Source organism: Nostoc sp. UIC 10630 (genome assembly GCF_010747425.1).
GTDB lineage: Bacteria > Cyanobacteriota > Cyanobacteriia > Cyanobacteriales > Nostocaceae > Nostoc.
This window is the reverse complement of sequence record NZ_JAAGOG010000161.1, coordinates 1-18,557: the sequence shown is the minus strand read 5'-3', so window position 1 is coordinate 18,557 and position 18,557 is coordinate 1. Positions and strand designations below refer to the sequence as shown.

Genomic DNA, 18,557 nt, shown 5'->3' with positions numbered 1-18,557 from the left:
GGGAATTGGGTGTTGGTCAATAGTCAATAGTTCTTCTTCCCCTGCCTCCCCTGCTCCCAATTCCCCCTCAACGTTTGGCAACTCGTATCAAGAGGAATAGACCTATTCCCAAGAAAAGAAAATTGGGCAACCAAGCCCCCATAAAGGGAGAGAGGGCACCTGCTTGCGCGATCGCACCACTAATAAAGAAAATTAAGTAGTACGAAAAAATAACTACAACGCTAATCCCAAAGCTGGTACCTCTTCCAGTTCTCTGGGGTATGCTTCCCATCGCTGCACCTACCAAGCCAAAAACCACGCATACAAAGGGCAAGGAAATTTTTTGTTGAATCCGCACTTCGAGTTTACGAATTTTTTGGCGATCGCCACCAAGATATTCTACTTGTAGTTGATCTAGTGCTTCAACAATATTCATCTCACCATAGTCTCGGCTTTTTTCTGCCAAACTTAATGGCGTGCGCGGTAGTTGCAGTTGTTGGTGTTCAAATCTGACAATGTTTCGGTATGAGCGATCGGCTGCAACAAAATAGATCGTACCGTTGTAAAAATCCCAAATATTTTGAGAAGGATTCCACTGGGCAGATTCTGATACTACAATTTGATTCAGATTTTTGGTGGAACGGTCTATAATCGTCAAACCTGTCATCCGCTTACCATCAAATTGGTCGGCGTAAAATAAGCGTGTCAATATCCTATTCTTAGAGCCATCCGGTTGTGTAACATCCTGGTATTCAGGATAGAAAATATTTTGCTGTTTAAAAGCTGGCTTATCTGATTTCAGGGCTTTATCCAGAGTTACACCCGCTTGGTAATTTGCTGCTGGTGCAATTTGTTCGTTGAATACAAATGTCATTCCTGTGACTACAAGACTCAACATCACAGCAGTTAGCACTATACGATATACGCTCACCCCACAACCACGCAGGGCAATTAGTTCGCTCTCGCTAGAAAGACGACTGTAGGTCATCAAAGTAGCTAGTAACGTAGACATGGGAAAGGCTAAAACGATAAAGTTGGGAAATTTTAGCAAAAAAACCTGAATGGCAATGTCTATCGGTAGCCCAGATTCTACGATTTTCCTGACTAGATCAAATACAGCATCAATAGTGACACCAAGTGATGAAAAAGCTCCGACACCAAAGAAAAACGGCGCTATCAATTCGCTGGTAAGATAACGATCCATGATCGTAAAAGGTAGCAGCGAACCGAGGTTGTAGGAAGGCGTAAACTTCTTTGATATCATAAAAAATTTGAACAGTTAAATATTGACAACCCTGGTGAAGGCAGGAGGCAGGAGGCAGGAGGCAGGAGGCAGGAGGCAGGGGACAGGGGAGCAGGGGGGCAAGAGTAAAATAGTCTTCATAATTTGGTTTTGAAGTCTAAGTTCTTTACCTCTGTTAATTGCAAACTGCTTTATCTACTGAATTTAGTATCAAAGTTTAATTCTCAATGGCTGATAGAGCAGAATCAAATAAATTAATAAATTTATAATTAAAATTAAATATAAAAATAGCTTTTGAAATTATTAACTAAATAATTATGAATTTAGGCTTGAAAATTATCCCCTAAATAATATTGCCGCACGAGGGGATTGCTGTAGAGTTCGTCAGCACCGCCAAAAGCGAGGATTTGTCCCTCGCGCATAATGTAGGCGCGATCGGTGATCGCGAGGGTTTCGCGGACATTATGATCTGTAATTAAGATTCCCATACCGCGATCGCGCAATTCTGCGACAATGTGCTGAATTTCTGAGACTGCGATCGGATCGACTCCCGCAAATGGTTCATCCAAAAGTAAAAATTTTGGTCCTTCTTGTCCAGCCGCTAAAGACCTTGCTAATTCCGTCCGCCGTCGCTCACCACCAGAAAGTTGAATTCCTTTACTATTAGCTAATTTTTCCAGCCGAAACTCCCGCAGTAAAGTTGTGAGTCGTCTTGACCATTCCCGTCGTGGCACATTCGTTTGTTCCAGCACCAATAGAATATTATCTTGTACCGAGAGTTGGCGGAAAACACTTGGTTCTTGTGCTAGATAGCCAACACCCAATCGTGCCCTTTTGTGCATTGGCATTCCTGTAACATCCAGATTACCCAGCCAAACTTTTCCTTGATTGGGTTTTTCTAAACCTGTGGCAATGTAAAAAGTCGTCGTTTTACCAGCCCCATTGGGGCCTAGTAAACCAACGATTTCGCCCTGACCAACAGAAAGATTGACACGATTGACAATTACTCGCTTGCCGTAAGATTTGTGAATATTCTCTAAAACAATTTTCACGCTGGAAGCACCCTTTCTCGGTGGTAAATGCTAATTAGAAGGCTTCAAAGGTCGTGTTTGTGGAACAGATGGGGCGGGTGTTGCAGTTTGTCCACCATTATCTGATTCCTCAATCATGTAGATAGACTCTACCTGACGGTTGGATTGAGGTAAAGCAACAAATCGCCCTTCATCAATTAAATACGTTACCTTCTCTGCCCGGATACTGTTACCGCCCTGTTGCAAAATATAGACGTTGCCACTGAAATCAATTCGGCGTTCCTTACTAAAGTACTGTGCTTGGGCAGATGTTGCCTGAAGCTGACGAGAAGGATACAACATTTGCACGTTACCGCGAGCGGTGATTACTTGATTTTTAGCATCATATTCTTGCACATCAGCGCGGATAGTGAGGGGACGATTATCTTTAGATGTTTGTGCAGTAGCGGTTTGCAGTTGGGTAGGGAAGGCAAAACTGCCCAATAGTGCAACTGGCAGCATTAAAGCTAATCCAAAGCGACGGAACTGTGACATGGGCAATTGATAGCAGGGCATCATAGCAATTAGGGATTCGGGATTTCAGCTTGCATTCTAATTATCTCAAGTACTTTATCCAGATTATGAAATATACAATCTGGAGTGATTTCCGATAACTACTGGCTGAAATAGTGACGCTAGCCCTAAGCTCAAGGTTTCAGGTAATTGACATCCGAGTAAAAATGACGCAGGCACAATTTATGAATTGTGCCTACCAAGGATTTCGGACAACGCATAATTAATTTACCAGATGTCTAATCAGTAGACAGCACAATTTTAGGCAAAGATAAGACCTTATCTTCACCAATATCGCCAGATGTAATCTTATCTGGCCCTATTTGTTGTAATGTCGTCAACAAGGCTGCGCTCTGACTCAATAGCTCATCAACATCAACGCCCCCGTAACTAGATGGGTAACGCCGTAAGCGATTGCCGCCTTCTCCCAGTAGAATAACTGCACCTCGCCAGTTTCGATTTTCCAAATGATACAGTGCCACAGAAATTTGGAGAATGCCTTGATAAAAGGTTTTCTCTGGTTCACTGGCTTCAATCCATAAAGCCTCTAAAGTGTCATGACAGGCATAGAACTGGCCAGAATTGAACTGTTCTACGCCTTGCCAAAACTCTTGGGGGATGGTTTCGCTCATCCCATACTGTCTCGGACTTCTTTAATTGTTTCCAGAGAGATGTCTTGTTTTTCTCCAGCAAACTCGTTGTCAGGGGTGAGGAACAACATGCAATGGCACTCTTTGCGTTCTCTCATTGGCACACAGGGACAGTTCCAATATGTGGCATGGACTTCAGCCTCTTTATCTTCGTAATGGCGACAGGGACATAAAGGCGCACCTAGTTCGTCTTTATGTTTGGCTAGTCCTTCAATCACAACTGCGGTAACAGAAGGTTCAGAACAGAAGTATGTTCCAGTACGCTTGGCGTATTGTTCGGAAAAATGCCGCATTGCCTCTAGGCTTTTATCGCTGGATTTTGTGTTATGTTCTGATGTGATCATGGGGATCGGTCGCTCATAATTTAAATATTTCTTTGCATTGTACCTCAGCCGCAGTAAGGGATTACTGGGTGTATTTCCCCAACCTTAACCTTTCAAATTATTTTACCTTTGTTCAAGGGCTGATATGTCCGGTGTGCTGGGATCGGGCAAAATCGAAGAAATCATAGAAGTTTAACTTCTAAGCTAATCAAAATTCAAGTTGCATCTTGAGGCAGAATTTAAAAGTCAAGAGGTTGATTTATTCTCATCAATAAACGATACTTTGACGCATCTATGGGGAGATGCCAAGCGCGATCCTGATGTCAGGCTTTGTTTATTTATACATTAGTGCATTAGTACTGAACTCTCTTCATTATAACTTTATGAGACTTGATGAAATAACTAAGTAATAACACTAGTTTTTATGAATTAGTGTATATTCTGAAAGGTGTGATAAAAAAGTACAAACTTATCAAGAGTTACAACTACTACCACATGAGTATTTCAACTATTGCGAAAAAGTTATCGACTGCTGCGATCGCAGCAACAGTCATTGTTTTGGGAATAGAAGCAGTAGCACAAGCAACCGTTTTAACATTTGATGATATAACGTCTACTCCAAATTTTGCTCCAATTCCTAACGGCTATGGTGGATTTAATTGGAACAATTTTTACTACCAAAATGGTTCGACTACTCTTGTCTCACTTTCAGGCTATGATACTGGCAGAGTGTCAGGAGACTATGTAAGCTTCAACGGGTTTGGAAACCCAGCCCTAGTCAGTGATAGTATTTTTGACTTCAACAGTGCTTACCTAACAGCTGCTTGGAATAATGGTTTGTCGGTTACTGTAGAAGGTTTTAAGAGCGGCGCAACCCTGTATTCAAAAACTGTAGTTGTAGATACGACGCAGCCAACTTTAGTTAATTTTGATTATTTTGGTATTGATGAATTAAGGTTCACGTCATTTGGTGGAGTTGAGCCAGACTATCTTATAGAGACGGGTGGTAGTGGGACACAGTTTGCGCTAGATAACTTTACCTTTAATGAAAAAGTTACATCTGTTCCCGAACCTACATTGCTACCAGCGATACTGTCAATAGCTACTGTAAGCGCTGGTTCAGTATTAAGACGTAAACAGTTAAAGCAAAGTTAACTCAAACCTTGCACTTTGCCCGAACGACTAGAAGTAGCGGCTATACAAACAAGAGCTACACGTCTGTTGGCTAAAAGCTTTACAATCTGTAGAGGTAGCCTTTGTTCGTATAGCCCTTCTAGGGTGTATTTTTTTACTGAAGGTATTGATTAATACGAATTAAATGTTTTTTGCAGTTGGGGTTGCAGTGGCTGATCGCTCTGCAAAACTATACCAGGGTGTTCCCAATTGATTACTTCTTGTTCAGGTGGTGAGGAAATATTTGGCCACAAAACCCAGCGACTGCCTTGAGAAAGAGTAGCAAGGCTCAGGGGGTTTTGAGTCAGCCAAATTAAAGGGTAGCTTTTAGGAACTGCTGAACTGTCATCTTCTAAGGCTGCGGTTGCTGCTAAGGTTTCTAGAACAAAGCGATCGCCTTTGATTAAATTTGTTGATGCTGTCCACAGTTGCACCTGTAATTGTTGTTTCTGTGCATAAAAATACAGTGATGCTGCGGTAATTACTGCTTGTTCAAAGTTTTCTTCTTCCCAATTGCTAGCACTGTCAAGGGCAATCACTATTTCTTGTCCACCTGTAACCATTTCTAACTCCCGCACCCTTAATTCGCCATAGCGGGCACTAGTCCGCCAGTGAATCAGACGAGTAGGATCTCCTAGACGATATGGACGGAGCGATCGCACCAGCCCTGTTGTCGCTGTCTGCAAAGGTTTACCACGAGGATCGCCCCTTTTGCTCTCTTCTTGTCCCATTTCATCTATTAGAGGGCAGGTAGCCAAGGGTAACACTGTGGGATAAACGATCGCTGTGGCAGCACAATCACGCTGACGGCGACACCAGAACAATCCCAAAGGCGCACCAGAACCAAGTTCAACTGTGTGCCAGCGATAAATGCCCCGGCGCTGCGTAGGCTGGTAATATACCCAACGGTAACTACCTTGGCGAGGAATTGTTTCAATTGCCTTTTGTACTGGTTTCCCTAAGACGAAGGGCAGTATATCTTCAACTTGCAACAAACTTACAGGCTGCTGTGTCTGATTGCGGATTTCTAATTCTACAGTCAGATCGTCACCTGCTGACACAGGTTGCATGGGACGGCGGGTGATGGATAGACCTGTGAGCGATCGCGGCGGTAAGATGGCTGCTACACCCAAAAGGGCAAAACTAATGCCGCTAATGGCATAAAGCCAACCAGCCATCGTATTGATACCCGCTCCAAAAAAACAAATAGCGGTTACTGCTAGTACCCAACCGCCATAAGTAGGGGCACAAGCGCGAGTTTCTAACCAATTAGTGAGGGGTTTAATGATTTTCATGTTTCTTTTTTAACCCAACACCACCCTAAATTCACAGTGTCTCAGGGGTTCGCCAAAAAAGCTTTTAGTTGGATTCCTCAAAAAGAGATGGAAAGTTACGGCGACCGCTTACAACTCGTAGAATTTCGATACCATCATCTAATACTCTGTAGAAAACGATATAGCTTTGTAAGGTTACACTTCGGAGGTCTGGACGAATTTTTGCATAACTTTTACCACTGTTTGGAAAGGCAACAAGTTGTTAGCACTTGCGGTTGAATTCACTGAAAAATCGCTCTCCTGCTTCAACGCTAGTTTCAGCAAAGTAGTCGGCAATTTCATTGATATCTCGGCTGGCAAGAATGTTGATGACGTAGCGACTCATGCTTGCGCCTGATGTCATTGTCGAAACCGCTCTAGAATTTGGTTTACGAATGTCTCTCCATCAATAGGTGGCGTTTTGTCTGAAGCTAAAATCGCCGCATCAATTTTTTCTCGCACATTTTCGACCCATTCAGCATCGGCGCGATCGTATTCATCAAGCAACCGTAAAGCAATTTCAAGGGCTTCCTCTGCGGATCGATATTTTCCAGCCTGGAGCTTGGTTTGAATAAAGCGTTCTTGATCGGGTGTGAGACTTATGCTCATAGAAAACCTCTATTCAGATTATTCACCATTTTAAGTTAAAAAACTCACTCTGCTTTTTCGTTCAGTTAGGGTTTATTCAGGAAATACAGTAAGTTATCTTCACACAAGATGCAGATTTTTGATTATTGCGAGTTACTGTCAAACTTTACGCTGTAACCAAGCAAATACTTCATTAACAGAGAGTGTCAAATTCAAATCTTCTAACACTGGTAATATATCCTGTCCTGCTAACAAATCTGGTAAAGAATTAGGCTGATAAACTAAAATACAGCGTTCACTTGGATCAATCAACCATCCTAGCTGACTGCCATTTCTCAAACAGTGTAAAATATTGCCAGTTACTTTCGTTTGACTTTGAGCAGGGGAAAGAATTTCGATGATCCAAGGGGGTGCAAAATCAATCCCACTGCTAATAATATCACCGCTCTCATCCAGTGGTATTTGATTGGTAGAGATCACAACCACATCAGGAACTACTGAACGATTACCGCAGGTACAGCGTAATTCAGGAAAGGCTTCGTAGTTACTGCCCAACGCATCAATTACTGCAACCAAACGTTTTTGCAATAAACTGTGTTTAGCCCCTCCCATAGGTTTCTGAATTGCCTCTCCATTAATATATTCCCAAGCTGGTGACTCTTCAATGTATGGAAGTTTTAAGAACTCTTCTAGAGTCGTGCTTTCTGGAACTGTAATTTTTCCTTGCGTCAACTCAATATTTTTCATGATTTGCTTACAAGTGGAAGCGGGTCAGTTGTTGGAACAAGTACCATACAATTTATCTGGACTTGGACCGTTTACATCTATAAATTTATAATTGTATATGATTAAATTATGGAATGTAGGTAGAAGGTAAAAATATGACAATTACTACCAATTTAAAGCAACTCTATGAAACCGATGAGAATTTATGGTTAGAAGAAACTATTGAATTATTAAAACAAAAACAGTTTAACAAACTTGATTTAGAAAACTTAATTGAGGAATTAATCAATTTGGGAAAAAGAGATTTAGCTAAAGCCAAAAGTCTTTTAAGGCAAATTATTATTCATATATTATTACTCCAATATTGGCAGGTAGAATATGAGAGAAACTATCGTCATTGGATTGGAGAAATTAAAACCTTTAGATATGACTTAAATAATCATTTAACAACGAATTTAATAAACAAGTTACAGGATGATTTAGAGAATATTTATCAAAGTGCGGTTGAGTTTGTAAAAATTAAAACCGATTTAAATATTTTTCTAGAAAAGTGCCCTTACACTCTTGTTCAATTATTAGATGACAATTATTTACCTTAAATATATCAGTCTTATCTAATCAATTAGTCTTTCTAAGAAAATCTATTGATAATTTTTAACCTGTGATCGCTTTGTGTGAAAATATGCAAAAGAGCGATGTCTACGACGGGCTACGCCTACGCACTATAAAGGCGATTGCAATGTCACAAATAGTCACGATAATTGCTTTTTTCAGTCCTTATCATTTTTACTCAAGGATTTGACTAAATGTACGGCAAGTGCCAACACTTACATCTTTATCGAATCTGCTTATCTTAATAAACTTCTCATGACTTAATTAACTGATAAAATCTAGGCTAATTTCTCCGAGTCTTTACAATTAGGACAAATAGAAACTTCAGTAAAAGAACCAAATGGAGTTCTTACGCGTTTGCGAACTTCTCTCGATCCTTTGCAAGCTTGACATATAAACTGTGCCTCGATTTGTTGCTTAATCGGCAAAATATTATCGTCTTTTAACCCTAAAAGCTCTTGAAGCATATTCATTTCTTTACAGGCTTCCTCACTTAAAGGATATTCATGGTCTACTTCTGCAATTAAAGCTTCTCGATAGGTTTGTAAATTCTCTAATCGCTCCTGATAAGGGCGTAATACCTCGGTTTCAATTTCAGCAGCTTCTTCAGAGGTCAAGCCTAACTGCTGCCTCAGTGTATTCAGAACAGCCCGACCAGCAGGTCGAATAGTTCCGACATTTGCATAACGTGAAGCCGCTTTCCGATATCTCAACTTAGGGTCAGTAACTCGTGCTTTAGAAAGAACAATTTCAAACCCCTTGTCTTTAAGAACAATAATCTTCGGGGTCATACTGGGGGCAGTTTCCTGCACCTTGCTGACAGCATACTCATGCAATTCCAGTACCGAAACAAAGCCATCTTCATTGCGATCGCCTGCTCCTGTTTCAATCCCCTCGACTAGATATCTGGTGTAAATCGATAAGTCTGATCGCTGCTGCTCAAAGGAATACTGAGTTGAACTGGAGGAAGTGAGTACCACTCGCCCTTCAGATCCAAGTTGTGTTTGCAAGTCAACTAATCCATCATCTTTGGCTTGTAAGACAGGATCGAACGCTCCACTAAAGCAACAGTCTAAGATAATCACCTGCCGTTTAGCACGGCTATTATTCATAATTTCTTGAACAAAGTTGGCAGGTACAGCTGTTGACCGAATCAACTCCCCTTTGGAATTCTTGCGAGTTATCGGAGTTGCAAAATACAGCTTGCCACCATCATCTTTGATGCCATGTCCAGAGAAAAATAGCAACACAAGATCGTCTTTGGCTCGACCAGAAAACAAGGTTTCAATCTCAGATTCCATTGTTTGTCGGTCAGGATTAGGAAGCGCTTTCACGTCATCAAATCCGCCCATTTCCAAATCTTTCAAAACCCGTTGCAACGCCTCAATATCTTTGACAGCCGCAGGTAAAGGATTTAGTCCTGGCTCATACTCACTGACTCCAATCAGCAATGCTACCTTTGCCATCTTTTCTTGTCTATGCTGCAATAAAATCTTGGGCTGCTTTGATGGCGGCTTCTAGTTCTTCCCGACTGTGCGCTTTCACCGTCAACTTCTTACCGTTAGCTTCCACTGACAATTCAATAGGTTTACCACCGAGGCGATCGCCCAGAAATCCCATCAACTTTTTCGCATTGGCTGTATTTACCTCAGCCATTAATAAACCCACTAGAAACCCGCCTAATGCTTTGTTGCCTTCTGGTGGGCTGGGATCAAGAACACGACTAACTGTATCTACCTCGTCAATTTGCTTGAGTTCAGTAATTAATCGTTGAACCTGCTCGTCCTTTTCTTCCGCGTCCAAGTCAGGGTCGTTGAAGGCGATCGTAAATTTAATACTATTTGCTGTCATGCTGTACTAATAAAAGTTTAGTTAGTTTTTTTTTATAAAGACTGACAATTATATTTATCTATACCAGTAAAAACCTTATTCTCTAATGAACATAACAAACATTTGTATAAATCTTCATAGAAAACAAATTTGTCTTTTTGGATATAAGTACGACAAACAACACTAGAGAGTTTCGAGGAGTTGAGCAACCTAAAAAAGACATGGACAGATGTAACCAACAAAATAAAAAGCCCACATCAGTGGGCTTTCTAAATCAATTAAGTTATTGCTTTACTTACCGTTTCGCTAACTTCTTTGACATCTTCCGCAGACGAATCGATTGGGGTGTAACTTCCACCAATTCATCGGGGCCAATGTATTCCAGAGCACGTTCTAGACTCATGTCTATTGGTGCTTGCAACTGAACCAATTCATCACCACCAGCAGCGCGGTGGTTAGTTAACTGCTTGGTCTTACAGATATTCAATTCTAAATCTTGGGAACGGTTGTGTTCTCCCACGATCATGCCTCTGTAAACCTTTGTGCCGGGAGTAATAAAGAATGCTCCTCTATCTTCGGCATTTCTCATGGCGTAGAAGGTAGAAACGCCTTCTTCAAAGGAGATTAAAACGCCTTTGTTACGGGCTTCAATGTCACCACTGATTTGACGGTAGTCTAAGAAGCTGTGGTTCATGATGCCTTCGCCACGAGTCATCCGCATGAATTCACCCCGGAAACCAATCAAACCACGGGCGGGAATAACAAACTCTAACTGGGTGCGATCGCCACTACCTGGTTGCATATCTTGCATTTCGCCTTTGCGTTGTCCCAGGCGTTCAATACAACTACCTACACCATCAGCAGGAATATCTAACACCAAGAGTTCGTAAGGTTCGCAAGGTTGACCGTTGATTTCGCGGTAAATTACCTGTGGCTGAGATACCTGAAATTCAAAGCCTTCCCGGCGCATGGTTTCAATTAAGATACCGAGGTGGAGTTCTCCACGACCGGAAACGAGGAATTTATCGGGAGAATCGGTTTCTTCGACACGCAAAGCCACGTTGGTTTCAAGTTCGCGGAATAAGCGATCGCGTATTTGTCTTGATGTCACCAACTTGCCTTCTTGACCAGCAAAGGGCGAATCATTCACCCAGAAGGCCATTTGCAAGGTTGGTTCATCCACTTTAATTAGTGGTAAAGCTTGCGGTTCATTAGGGTCAGTAATCGTTTCCCCAATATAAGCATCAGCAAAACCAGCCACCGCGACAATATAACCTGCGGTTGCTTCTTCCATTTCTACGCGCTTCAGTCCATCGAAGCCCATCAATTTGGTAATTTTGCCCTTGACAATGGTACCATTTTCTGTTACCAAAGCTGCTTGCTGTCCTGAGCGGATAGTACCGTTGTGAATTCTGCCAATCACAATCCGTCCTAGATATTCAGAATAATCTAGGGTTGTAACTTGCAATTGCAGAGGCTTATTGCTGTCGCCTACTGGTGGTGGAACGTGTTGCAGAATTGCATTAAACAGGGGTTGCATATCTACCGATTCTGCTTCCAAGCTTTCCTTAGCGAAACCTCCCATACCGGAGGCAAACAGATAGGTAAAATCACACTGGTCTTCATCTGCCCCTAATTCCAAGAACAGATCCAATACTTTATCGACAGCAACGTGGGGGTCAGTTTGACCACGGTCGATTTTGTTGATGATAACGATGGGGCGTAGCCCTTTTTCTAAAGCTTTTTTCAGAACAAAGCGCGTTTGGGGCATGGGGCCTTCATTCGCATCGACAATCAGAAGACATCCGTCAACCATGCCGAGTACACGTTCAACTTCGCCACCAAAGTCAGCGTGTCCAGGAGTATCAACAATATTGATTAGTGTTTCTTTGTAGCGAACTGCTGTATTTTTGGACAGGATAGTAATACCCCGTTCCCGTTCTAGGGCGTTGGAGTCCATAACGCAATCCGGAACGTCTTCGCCTTCGCGGAAAATGCCGGATTGTTTGAGGAGTGCGTCAACCAGCGTGGTTTTGCCGTGGTCAACGTGGGCGATAATGGCGACGTTGCGAATTGGGAGCGTCATAGAAGCTTTTGGTGAACTCTAGAGGGGGTTTTTAGATTTACATTTGAATGCTAGGCTGTTTTAACAGAATTGGGGATGATCAGCAATTTCTGTAAAGAACCTTTAACAATTCTAGCGTAATCGTCACAATTGCGGTGAGGTTTGTCAAGGTTGCATAAGAGAAAAAGTTAGGCAGGGTGAATATTTACTTAGCGTTGAATTATTTACCCGATCTTAATTAGAAGATTTAACCGAATGTAGTTTAACAGTGGGTAAATGTTTGTTTAAAACTTCTAAGTACAAATTTGCATTAATTTGTAGCGGTTTTAAACCAGATGCACTTCTCTACGAGACGCTACGCGTAGCTTGCTTCCACGGAGTGGTACGCCTTTGCACAGGGTAGGGACGCTGGGCAAAGGTACGCAGAGTTTTTCAAGAGGATTCGCTATGAAATTATGTACATTAAGATATATTTCCTTCTGAAAATTAGTCTACATTGTGCGATAGTTAACATCAGCATTTTGGAGTTTTGAATAATAGCTTAGTTATAAAGACAGCAATTACAGAGTGATAAATATACAATTAAAAAATAATCACGTGAAGTTGGATTTGGTTTTACGTATCTTGCAAAATACGAGCGTGTGCATTACCGTGCCATAAAAACTTTGGATTATAAAGTGCAGTGCCGTTCAATTTTGCTAAGTTTCAACAAGATTTATTTAATAAGGCGATAAAACTAGCAAACATTTTACAGAAATTACAACAAGTGTCCATGTAGAAACGTTGCAGTACAGAGCTTATACGGGTTTCAAGGTATAATTTAAAAATTAATAAACTGACAGCAATAAAATAATTATTATGATCTGCTGCCTAAACCCCAATTGCGAGAATCCCCAAAATCCTGATGGGACAAATTACTGCCTCAGTTGTGGGACACAGTTGCGATCGCTACTCAGAAATCGTTACCGCATTATCGCACCGTTAGGAAGAGGAGGGTTTGCACGCACATACGTAGCAGAGGATATAGACAAGCTAAATGAACGATGTGTTGTTAAGCAACTGGTTCTCAGTCAATTTTATGGCAGTCAAGGTACTCACGCACATCAAAAAGCAACTCAATTATTTGAACGGGAGGCCAAACGTCTACAAGAATTAGGGGAACATCTACAAATTCCCAATTTGTATGGATATTTTAAGGAAGGTGAATATCTGTATTTAGTACAGCAGTTTATCGAAGGCCAAAATCTGTTGCAGGAGTTAAAACAACACGGTTTTTTTGATGAATCTAAAATTCGATCTTTTTTGAATGATTTATTATCTGTGTTGGTCGCCATACATCAACAGCAAATAATTCATCGAGATATTAAGCCAGAAAATATTATTCGCCGTAAAAGTGATAATAAGTTAGTACTAATTGATTTTGGGGTTTCAAAGCAAAAGGCTGAAACTACAACTACTGCAATTGGGACAATTATTGGTTCATTAGGTTACGCACCAATTGAGCAAATGCAATTTGGGAAAGTTTTTCCTTCCAGTGATATGTATAGTTTAGGTATAACTTGCTTTCATCTACTAACAAATATTTCTCCGTCGAATTTCTGGCTCAAACAAGGCTATGGTTGGACTTCTAGTTGGCAAAAGCATTTAACACAACCCATAAGTCAAGAATTAGAATTGATTCTGGATAAATTACTCCAAGAAAATCATGAGCAGCGTTATCAGTCTGCACAGGCTGTCTTACAAGACTTGAATAATTTACCACCACTAAGGCATACATTACCTCCTACAGTCCTTTCACCTTCTAAACTATTAGAGTCACAATCACAAACTCAACAAAAAACAACTGGATATCTACCACGATTCTCTAATAGCAAATTATTCTCTGGAGCCATAATTACAGGTTCAGGTAGTTCATTGTTAGCGATCGCACTGATTAGTTTTTTAGGCACTACTTGGATTAGCTCTGGATTGTGGTTGCTAATTTTAGGTGGGGTAATCTTAATTCAATCTCGTTCGCTTTTGGAAAAAAGTTATTTAATTGTGATTGCTATCATAGCAAATTCACTAATTGTATTGACCTTCAAAAATTTGCTCACAAATAATCTTCTGCAATCTGGAGTTAATGGACTTTTGCTTGTAGTATTGCTAGTTTTTCTTGCAGGTCTTTTGACGCTTATTATTGTGGGTATGTCAGAAATAATAAACAAACTTATTTCTAAATATTTTTAAAATTTAAGTATAGGTGAATTTTCCCCTGTATATTGATTTTTAATAAACTTTGTATAATTTGGAGTATTATTCATGACAAATAAAAAAGAGAACCTGAAGTTGCTTATTTCTTTGGGGCTGGCTGGAGTAATGGTAGCAGCTATTTTGTGGGCAATTAGGCAACTTTCTTCTAGTATCATAATAACATCATTAAACAACCCCACATCTAGTTCAAGTGAAGTTAAGAATAAGCCTCCATTGATGAATTTGGGTACAAGAATTTTGTTGAAAGTGCAAACATACCCTGATAAAACAGATGGAGTTAAAGCTTTTGAGCAAAAAGATTTTACCACTGCTGTTCAAAAGTTTAGCGCTTCATTAAAAAATAATCCTAATGACCCGGAAACTCTAATTTATTTAAATAACGCTAAAATTGCACGAGATAATTCTAGCGCTCTCAAAGTTGCTGTGATAGCATCAATTAATTTTGACTCTAATTTATCAGAAGAAATTTTGCGTGGTGTAGCTCAAGCTCAAAATGAAATTAATAACCAAGGAGGAATTGATGGTAAGAAGCTACAAATTGTGATTGCAAGTGCTGAGAATAGAGAAGATTTTGCACGATTAGATAATGAATTATTTCAAGACAAGAGCATTGTGGCAGCAGTGGGAGTTAGACGTAATGCCGCAATTTATAATGAAAAGCACTTGGTGTTAGTCTTTCCTGTCGAGCGCCCAACTCAAGCAGAAAATCAAGAAAAGTTAGATAATAATGCAGTAAGTAGTCAGGCAAATAGTTCCACAACTAACTACTTATTTCATGTAAATCCGCTATATGATAATTTAGTAGATACTCATGCTCGCTACATTGCTCGACAGGGAAGAAATGTTGCTATTTGTGGCGATATTCGTAGCTCAAGAGATAATTTAGGTTCCTCATCTAATCAGATACTTGTAGAACAGTACACTCAAGCTCTCCAAAAATATGGAAGTAAGGTTATTAACACGCCTTGCAATTTGGCAGACAAAGATTTGGACTATAGAGCTTTTGTAGATAAAGCTATAGAAACAGAAAACGCCAGTGGCTTTTTACTATTACCTTCAGTCAGAAATATATATTTTGCCACCAAAGTAGCACAAGAGGTTAAAGGCAGGAAACCTCTCTTTGCTTCCGAAACTATGTACAGTTCAACAACTTTGCAAAATGGCACCGATCTCGAAGGAATGGTACTACCTGTGTATTGGCATCGTGATGCTAATAAAGATAATCCATTTGCAGAAAATGCCTTTAAGCTTTGGAATGCACGGGTAAATCAGAGAACAGCCGGAGCTTATGATGCACTCCAAGTAATTATCACTGGCTTGAAACAAGATAACACTCGCGAAGGGTTGCAAAAGGTATTGTCTAATAGTGATTTTTCAACTTCTGGAGCCACAGGAATGATTAAGTTTTCGCCTTCAGGTGAGCGCCAAGGAGAAGCTTTACTAGTCAAAATCGAGCGTTGTGAGCGTTGTTCTTCTGGAACTAATTATGATTTTGCCCTCTTGAATAAGAAGTAATTTTTTGATATGAATTTTCATTCCAGAGATATAGATTGCTTCAAAATTAGATCATCTGTTTATCTGTTCAATTTAGATGTAATACAGAATATTTGTCCCTAATTTAGAACTATAAATCTGGGCGATCGCTTTAATTTGTATTTCTGTTGTGTAACGCTAAACTTTTTTCTACCCATCGTTGCGAAAGCTATCACTCAAAAGAAAGAGGGAATCTCCCTAAGCTGTGTGTCAAGGTTATATCAGTAATAACTACGAACACTTTGCCGAGGAGAACTACGGATGGTAGCTACTTTAGATGATACGAAACGCAATGCTATTGCTGTGAAATTGGCAAGTATCAAAGCACTTCAACAGTTGGTTATCGAAAATGAACAATCACTTTTGAGAGAAGGACTCGATGCCGAAATTGCCGATCGCATCCGAAATTTCCTCAAAGATGATGAAAAAAATCTTGGCGTTCTGGAAACTGTAATTGGTCAGTATGGTATTCAGGCAGAACCCAAAAAGAATGTTACACAATTCATTGAAAAGGCTCGCGAATTGTTTAAAGGTTCTGAGTTGAGCCTGTATGAAAAAGTATCTCAGCATGAATTGCTGAAACATCAACTCGTAATGAGTGGCTTGATAGTTCATAAGGCTGCTCAAAAAGTTGGTGCTGACGTAATGCTAGCGATTGGGCCTTTGAATACCATTAACTTTGAGAATCGCGCTCACCAAGAACAACTCAAAGGCATTCTGGAAATTCTAGGTGTCCGTGAATTCACTGGACAAGATGCAGACCAAGGAATTTGGGCGCGTGTTCAAGACGCTATGGCCGCAGTCAGTGGTGTAGTAGGCAGCGCTGTTACCCAAACCAGTGACAAAAAGGATCTGAATATCCAGGATGTCATTCGCCTCGATCACAACAAGGTAAATACCTTATTTACCGAACTTCTGCAAAGCGACAATCCACAAAAGATCCAAGAATACTTCGGTCAAATTTATAAGGATCTAACCGCTCATGCCGAAGCTGAAGAGGAAGTAGTCTATCCAAGAGTACGTCCTTTCTACGGTCAAGATAACACCCAAGAACTGTTTGACGAGCAAGCTGAGATGAAGCGGGTGTTAGAGCAAATTAAGGCTATCAGCCCTTCTTCATCTGAATTTAAAGATCAAGTTAGACAGTTGATGGAAGCTGTTGGCGACCATATTCGTCAAGAAGAAAGCACAATGTTTGCTGCCATTCGTAACAACTTGAGCAGCGATCAAAGTGAGCAACTGGCTACTGAATTCAAAGCCGCTAAGACCCGAATTCAACAAAAATTAGGCGTTGTAAGCGAATCGAATGTGTAGGATGCTTTCGAGCTTTCTATATCAGCTAAACAAGGTTGATTAAACAAAAACTCCCAGCACATGAGCGCTGGGAGTTTTTGTTTAAAAATTTTGCTGACAGTATTTATAAGCGGTGTATGCCATAGTTACGACTCCAGTAATAATGGCAGATTCATCGACTTCAAATTGGGGATGGTGTAATGGGTGGTTAATGATTCTTTCTTTATAGCCGACACCCAAACGAAACATGGAACCAGGGGCGTGTTCCAAATACATAGAAAAATCTTCAGCACCAAGGGAAGGTTCGGGTAAAACTTGAACGCGATCGCTACTCCACGCTTCTTCTGCGGCTGATTGTAACAATTGTGTCAAGGCATAATCATTTTGAACGCTGGGTACACCCTGGCGATAATTGACTTGATAGTTTGCTCCGTAAGTCTGGCAAACATTAGATACAATGTTTTCAATCCAGTTGGGGAGATGGGCGCGAGTTTCGGGATGGAGCGATCGCACGGTTCCCAATAATTGCACTTTATCAGCAATTATATTCGGCGCTCTGCCACCATTAATCTTCCCGATACTCAATACTACAGGACGCAAGGGGTTCTGCGTTCGGCTGATCGCTTGTTGCAATGCGGTAATGACTTGGCAAGCAATCCAAATTGCATCAATGGCCTCATGAGGACGCGCCCCGTGCCCAGATTCTCCCATAATTAGAATTTCTAAATCATCTGCGGCGGCTGTTAAAGCCCCGTAACGCACGCCAATAGATCCTGCGGGTATAGAAGGAAAAACATGAATCCCTAATACAGCCGAGACGTTTTTCATCGCCCCATCTTTCACCATCCAGCTTGCCCCTTGAGCAATTTCCTCGGCTGGTTGAAATAGAAACCGCACTTTCCCACCCAATTCCTCTGCCATCTGGGATAGAACCATTGCTGTTCCTAACCCCACGGTGGTATGAACATCGTGACCACAAGCGTGCATAACACCCTCTGCGCGAGAGGCATATTCCAAATTTGTGCCCTCTTGAATTGGCAAGGCATCCATATCGGTGCGAATTGCCAATAAACGGTCATTTTGACCAGTGCCTTGGAGTTCTCCAACTACGCCCGTTTTGCCAACTCCCTCTTGTACGTGCAGACCACTGGAAGACAAAACACCAGCTACAAAGGCTGCTGTTTGGTACTCTTGACCACTGAGTTCTGGATGAGAGTGGATGTGGCGGCGAATTTCAATCAAGCGAGGCGCTAGTTTTGCTGCTAAGTCTTTAATATGGGTAAGCATCAATCTCAATTAATCTACAAGCTTTTTTCCCATGATAAAGAACCATTAACAAACAAAATGCTTTTGCTATACAAGGATAGGTGAAGGGGCAAGGGGGCAGGGAGCA

Annotated in this window: 18 protein-coding genes and 1 pseudogene; 5 read left to right on the top strand and 14 right to left on the bottom strand. The window is 41.0% G+C overall.

All coding sequences use genetic code 11. From position 1 onward, the window contains the following. Positions 1–67: 67 nt before the first annotated feature. From G1O98_RS28270 to G1O98_RS28250, 5 genes are all read right to left on the bottom strand, one after another. A complete protein-coding gene (locus tag G1O98_RS28270; protein ID WP_163935075.1) occupies positions 68–1,183 on the bottom strand; it encodes an LptF/LptG family permease in 1,116 nt (371 codons plus the stop codon). A 362-nt stretch (positions 1,184–1,545) separates the two neighbouring features. Next, a complete protein-coding gene (lptB, locus tag G1O98_RS28265) occupies positions 1,546–2,274 on the bottom strand; it encodes an LPS export ABC transporter ATP-binding protein (protein ID WP_163935072.1) in 729 nt (242 codons plus the stop codon). A 30-nt stretch (positions 2,275–2,304) separates the two neighbouring features. Continuing rightward, entirely contained in the window at positions 2,305–2,811 is a 507-nt protein-coding gene (locus G1O98_RS28260) for an LptA/OstA family protein (RefSeq protein WP_163935070.1), read from the bottom strand. A gap of 233 nt (positions 2,812–3,044) precedes the next feature. Further along, the gene (locus G1O98_RS28255; protein ID WP_163935066.1) at positions 3,045–3,437 is read right to left on the bottom strand and encodes a DUF309 domain-containing protein; all 393 of its coding nucleotides are present in this window, start codon (positions 3,435–3,437) and stop codon (positions 3,045–3,047) included. Beyond that, positions 3,434–3,799 carry a ferredoxin thioredoxin reductase catalytic beta subunit gene (locus tag G1O98_RS28250; protein ID WP_041565931.1) on the bottom strand — a complete coding sequence of 122 codons (366 nt, stop codon included), beginning with the start codon at positions 3,797–3,799 and terminating at the stop codon, positions 3,434–3,436. The genes G1O98_RS28255 and G1O98_RS28250 overlap by 4 nt, the downstream gene beginning before the upstream one ends. A gap of 474 nt (positions 3,800–4,273) precedes the next feature. On the opposite strand from G1O98_RS28250, the gene G1O98_RS28245 reads away from it, so the two are divergent. Continuing rightward, the gene (locus G1O98_RS28245; RefSeq protein WP_163935063.1) at positions 4,274–4,933 is read left to right on the top strand and encodes a PEP-CTERM sorting domain-containing protein; all 660 of its coding nucleotides are present in this window, start codon (positions 4,274–4,276) and stop codon (positions 4,931–4,933) included. Positions 4,934–5,082: 149 nt separating this feature from the next. On the opposite strand, the gene G1O98_RS28240 is transcribed toward G1O98_RS28245, so the two are convergent. The 5 genes and pseudogenes from G1O98_RS28240 to G1O98_RS28225 form a co-directional block, all read right to left on the bottom strand. Further along, positions 5,083–6,246, bottom strand: coding sequence for a DUF58 domain-containing protein (locus tag G1O98_RS28240; RefSeq protein WP_163935060.1), 1,164 nt, complete (start codon positions 6,244–6,246; stop codon positions 5,083–5,085). 64 nt (positions 6,247–6,310) lie between these two features. Continuing rightward, positions 6,311–6,472 (bottom strand): annotated as a pseudogene (locus tag G1O98_RS40250) (type II toxin-antitoxin system RelE/ParE family toxin); the annotation flags it as partial. A gap of 15 nt (positions 6,473–6,487) precedes the next feature. Then, complete coding sequence (locus G1O98_RS40245; RefSeq protein WP_243458562.1) at positions 6,488–6,628, bottom strand: hypothetical protein; 141 nt, start codon at positions 6,626–6,628, stop codon at positions 6,488–6,490. Further along, a complete protein-coding gene (locus tag G1O98_RS28230) occupies positions 6,625–6,873 on the bottom strand; it encodes a type II toxin-antitoxin system ParD family antitoxin (protein ID WP_163935057.1) in 249 nt (82 codons plus the stop codon). The genes G1O98_RS40245 and G1O98_RS28230 overlap by 4 nt, the downstream gene beginning before the upstream one ends. A gap of 138 nt (positions 6,874–7,011) precedes the next feature. Continuing rightward, positions 7,012–7,599 carry a Uma2 family endonuclease gene (locus G1O98_RS28225; RefSeq protein ID WP_163935054.1) on the bottom strand — a complete coding sequence of 196 codons (588 nt, stop codon included), beginning with the start codon at positions 7,597–7,599 and terminating at the stop codon, positions 7,012–7,014. 134 nt (positions 7,600–7,733) lie between these two features. On the opposite strand from G1O98_RS28225, the gene G1O98_RS28220 reads away from it, so the two are divergent. After that, positions 7,734–8,177, top strand: coding sequence for a DUF29 domain-containing protein (locus tag G1O98_RS28220; RefSeq protein WP_163935051.1), 444 nt, complete (start codon positions 7,734–7,736; stop codon positions 8,175–8,177). 291 nt (positions 8,178–8,468) lie between these two features. Here the strand turns inward: G1O98_RS28220 and G1O98_RS28215 are convergent, their stop codons facing one another. The 3 genes from G1O98_RS28215 to typA form a co-directional block, all read right to left on the bottom strand. Next, the gene (locus G1O98_RS28215) at positions 8,469–9,656 is read right to left on the bottom strand and encodes a caspase family protein (protein ID WP_163935048.1); all 1,188 of its coding nucleotides are present in this window, start codon (positions 9,654–9,656) and stop codon (positions 8,469–8,471) included. Between the two features lie 10 nt (positions 9,657–9,666). After that, on the bottom strand, positions 9,667–10,041 hold the full coding sequence (locus G1O98_RS28210; RefSeq protein WP_163935044.1) for a hypothetical protein: 375 nt from the start codon (positions 10,039–10,041) through the stop codon (positions 9,667–9,669). Between the two features lie 274 nt (positions 10,042–10,315). Then, entirely contained in the window at positions 10,316–12,106 is a 1,791-nt protein-coding gene (typA, locus tag G1O98_RS28205; RefSeq protein ID WP_100899367.1) for a translational GTPase TypA, read from the bottom strand. A gap of 837 nt (positions 12,107–12,943) precedes the next feature. Here typA and G1O98_RS28200 point away from each other — a divergent pair. The 3 genes from G1O98_RS28200 (at position 12,944) to G1O98_RS28190 (ending at position 17,185) form a co-directional block, all read left to right on the top strand. After that, the gene (locus G1O98_RS28200) at positions 12,944–14,314 is read left to right on the top strand and encodes a serine/threonine-protein kinase (protein WP_163935041.1); all 1,371 of its coding nucleotides are present in this window, start codon (positions 12,944–12,946) and stop codon (positions 14,312–14,314) included. 72 nt (positions 14,315–14,386) lie between these two features. Then, positions 14,387–15,853, top strand: a complete 1,467-nt coding sequence (locus G1O98_RS28195; protein ID WP_163935038.1) for an ABC transporter substrate-binding protein — start codon at positions 14,387–14,389, stop codon at positions 15,851–15,853. A gap of 279 nt (positions 15,854–16,132) precedes the next feature. Next, positions 16,133–17,185, top strand: a complete 1,053-nt coding sequence (locus G1O98_RS28190) for a hemerythrin domain-containing protein (protein WP_163935035.1) — start codon at positions 16,133–16,135, stop codon at positions 17,183–17,185. A gap of 81 nt (positions 17,186–17,266) precedes the next feature. Here the strand turns inward: G1O98_RS28190 and G1O98_RS28185 are convergent, their stop codons facing one another. Continuing rightward, on the bottom strand, positions 17,267–18,451 hold the full coding sequence (locus tag G1O98_RS28185; protein ID WP_163935032.1) for a M20 family metallopeptidase: 1,185 nt from the start codon (positions 18,449–18,451) through the stop codon (positions 17,267–17,269). Positions 18,452–18,557: the final 106 nt, after the last annotated feature.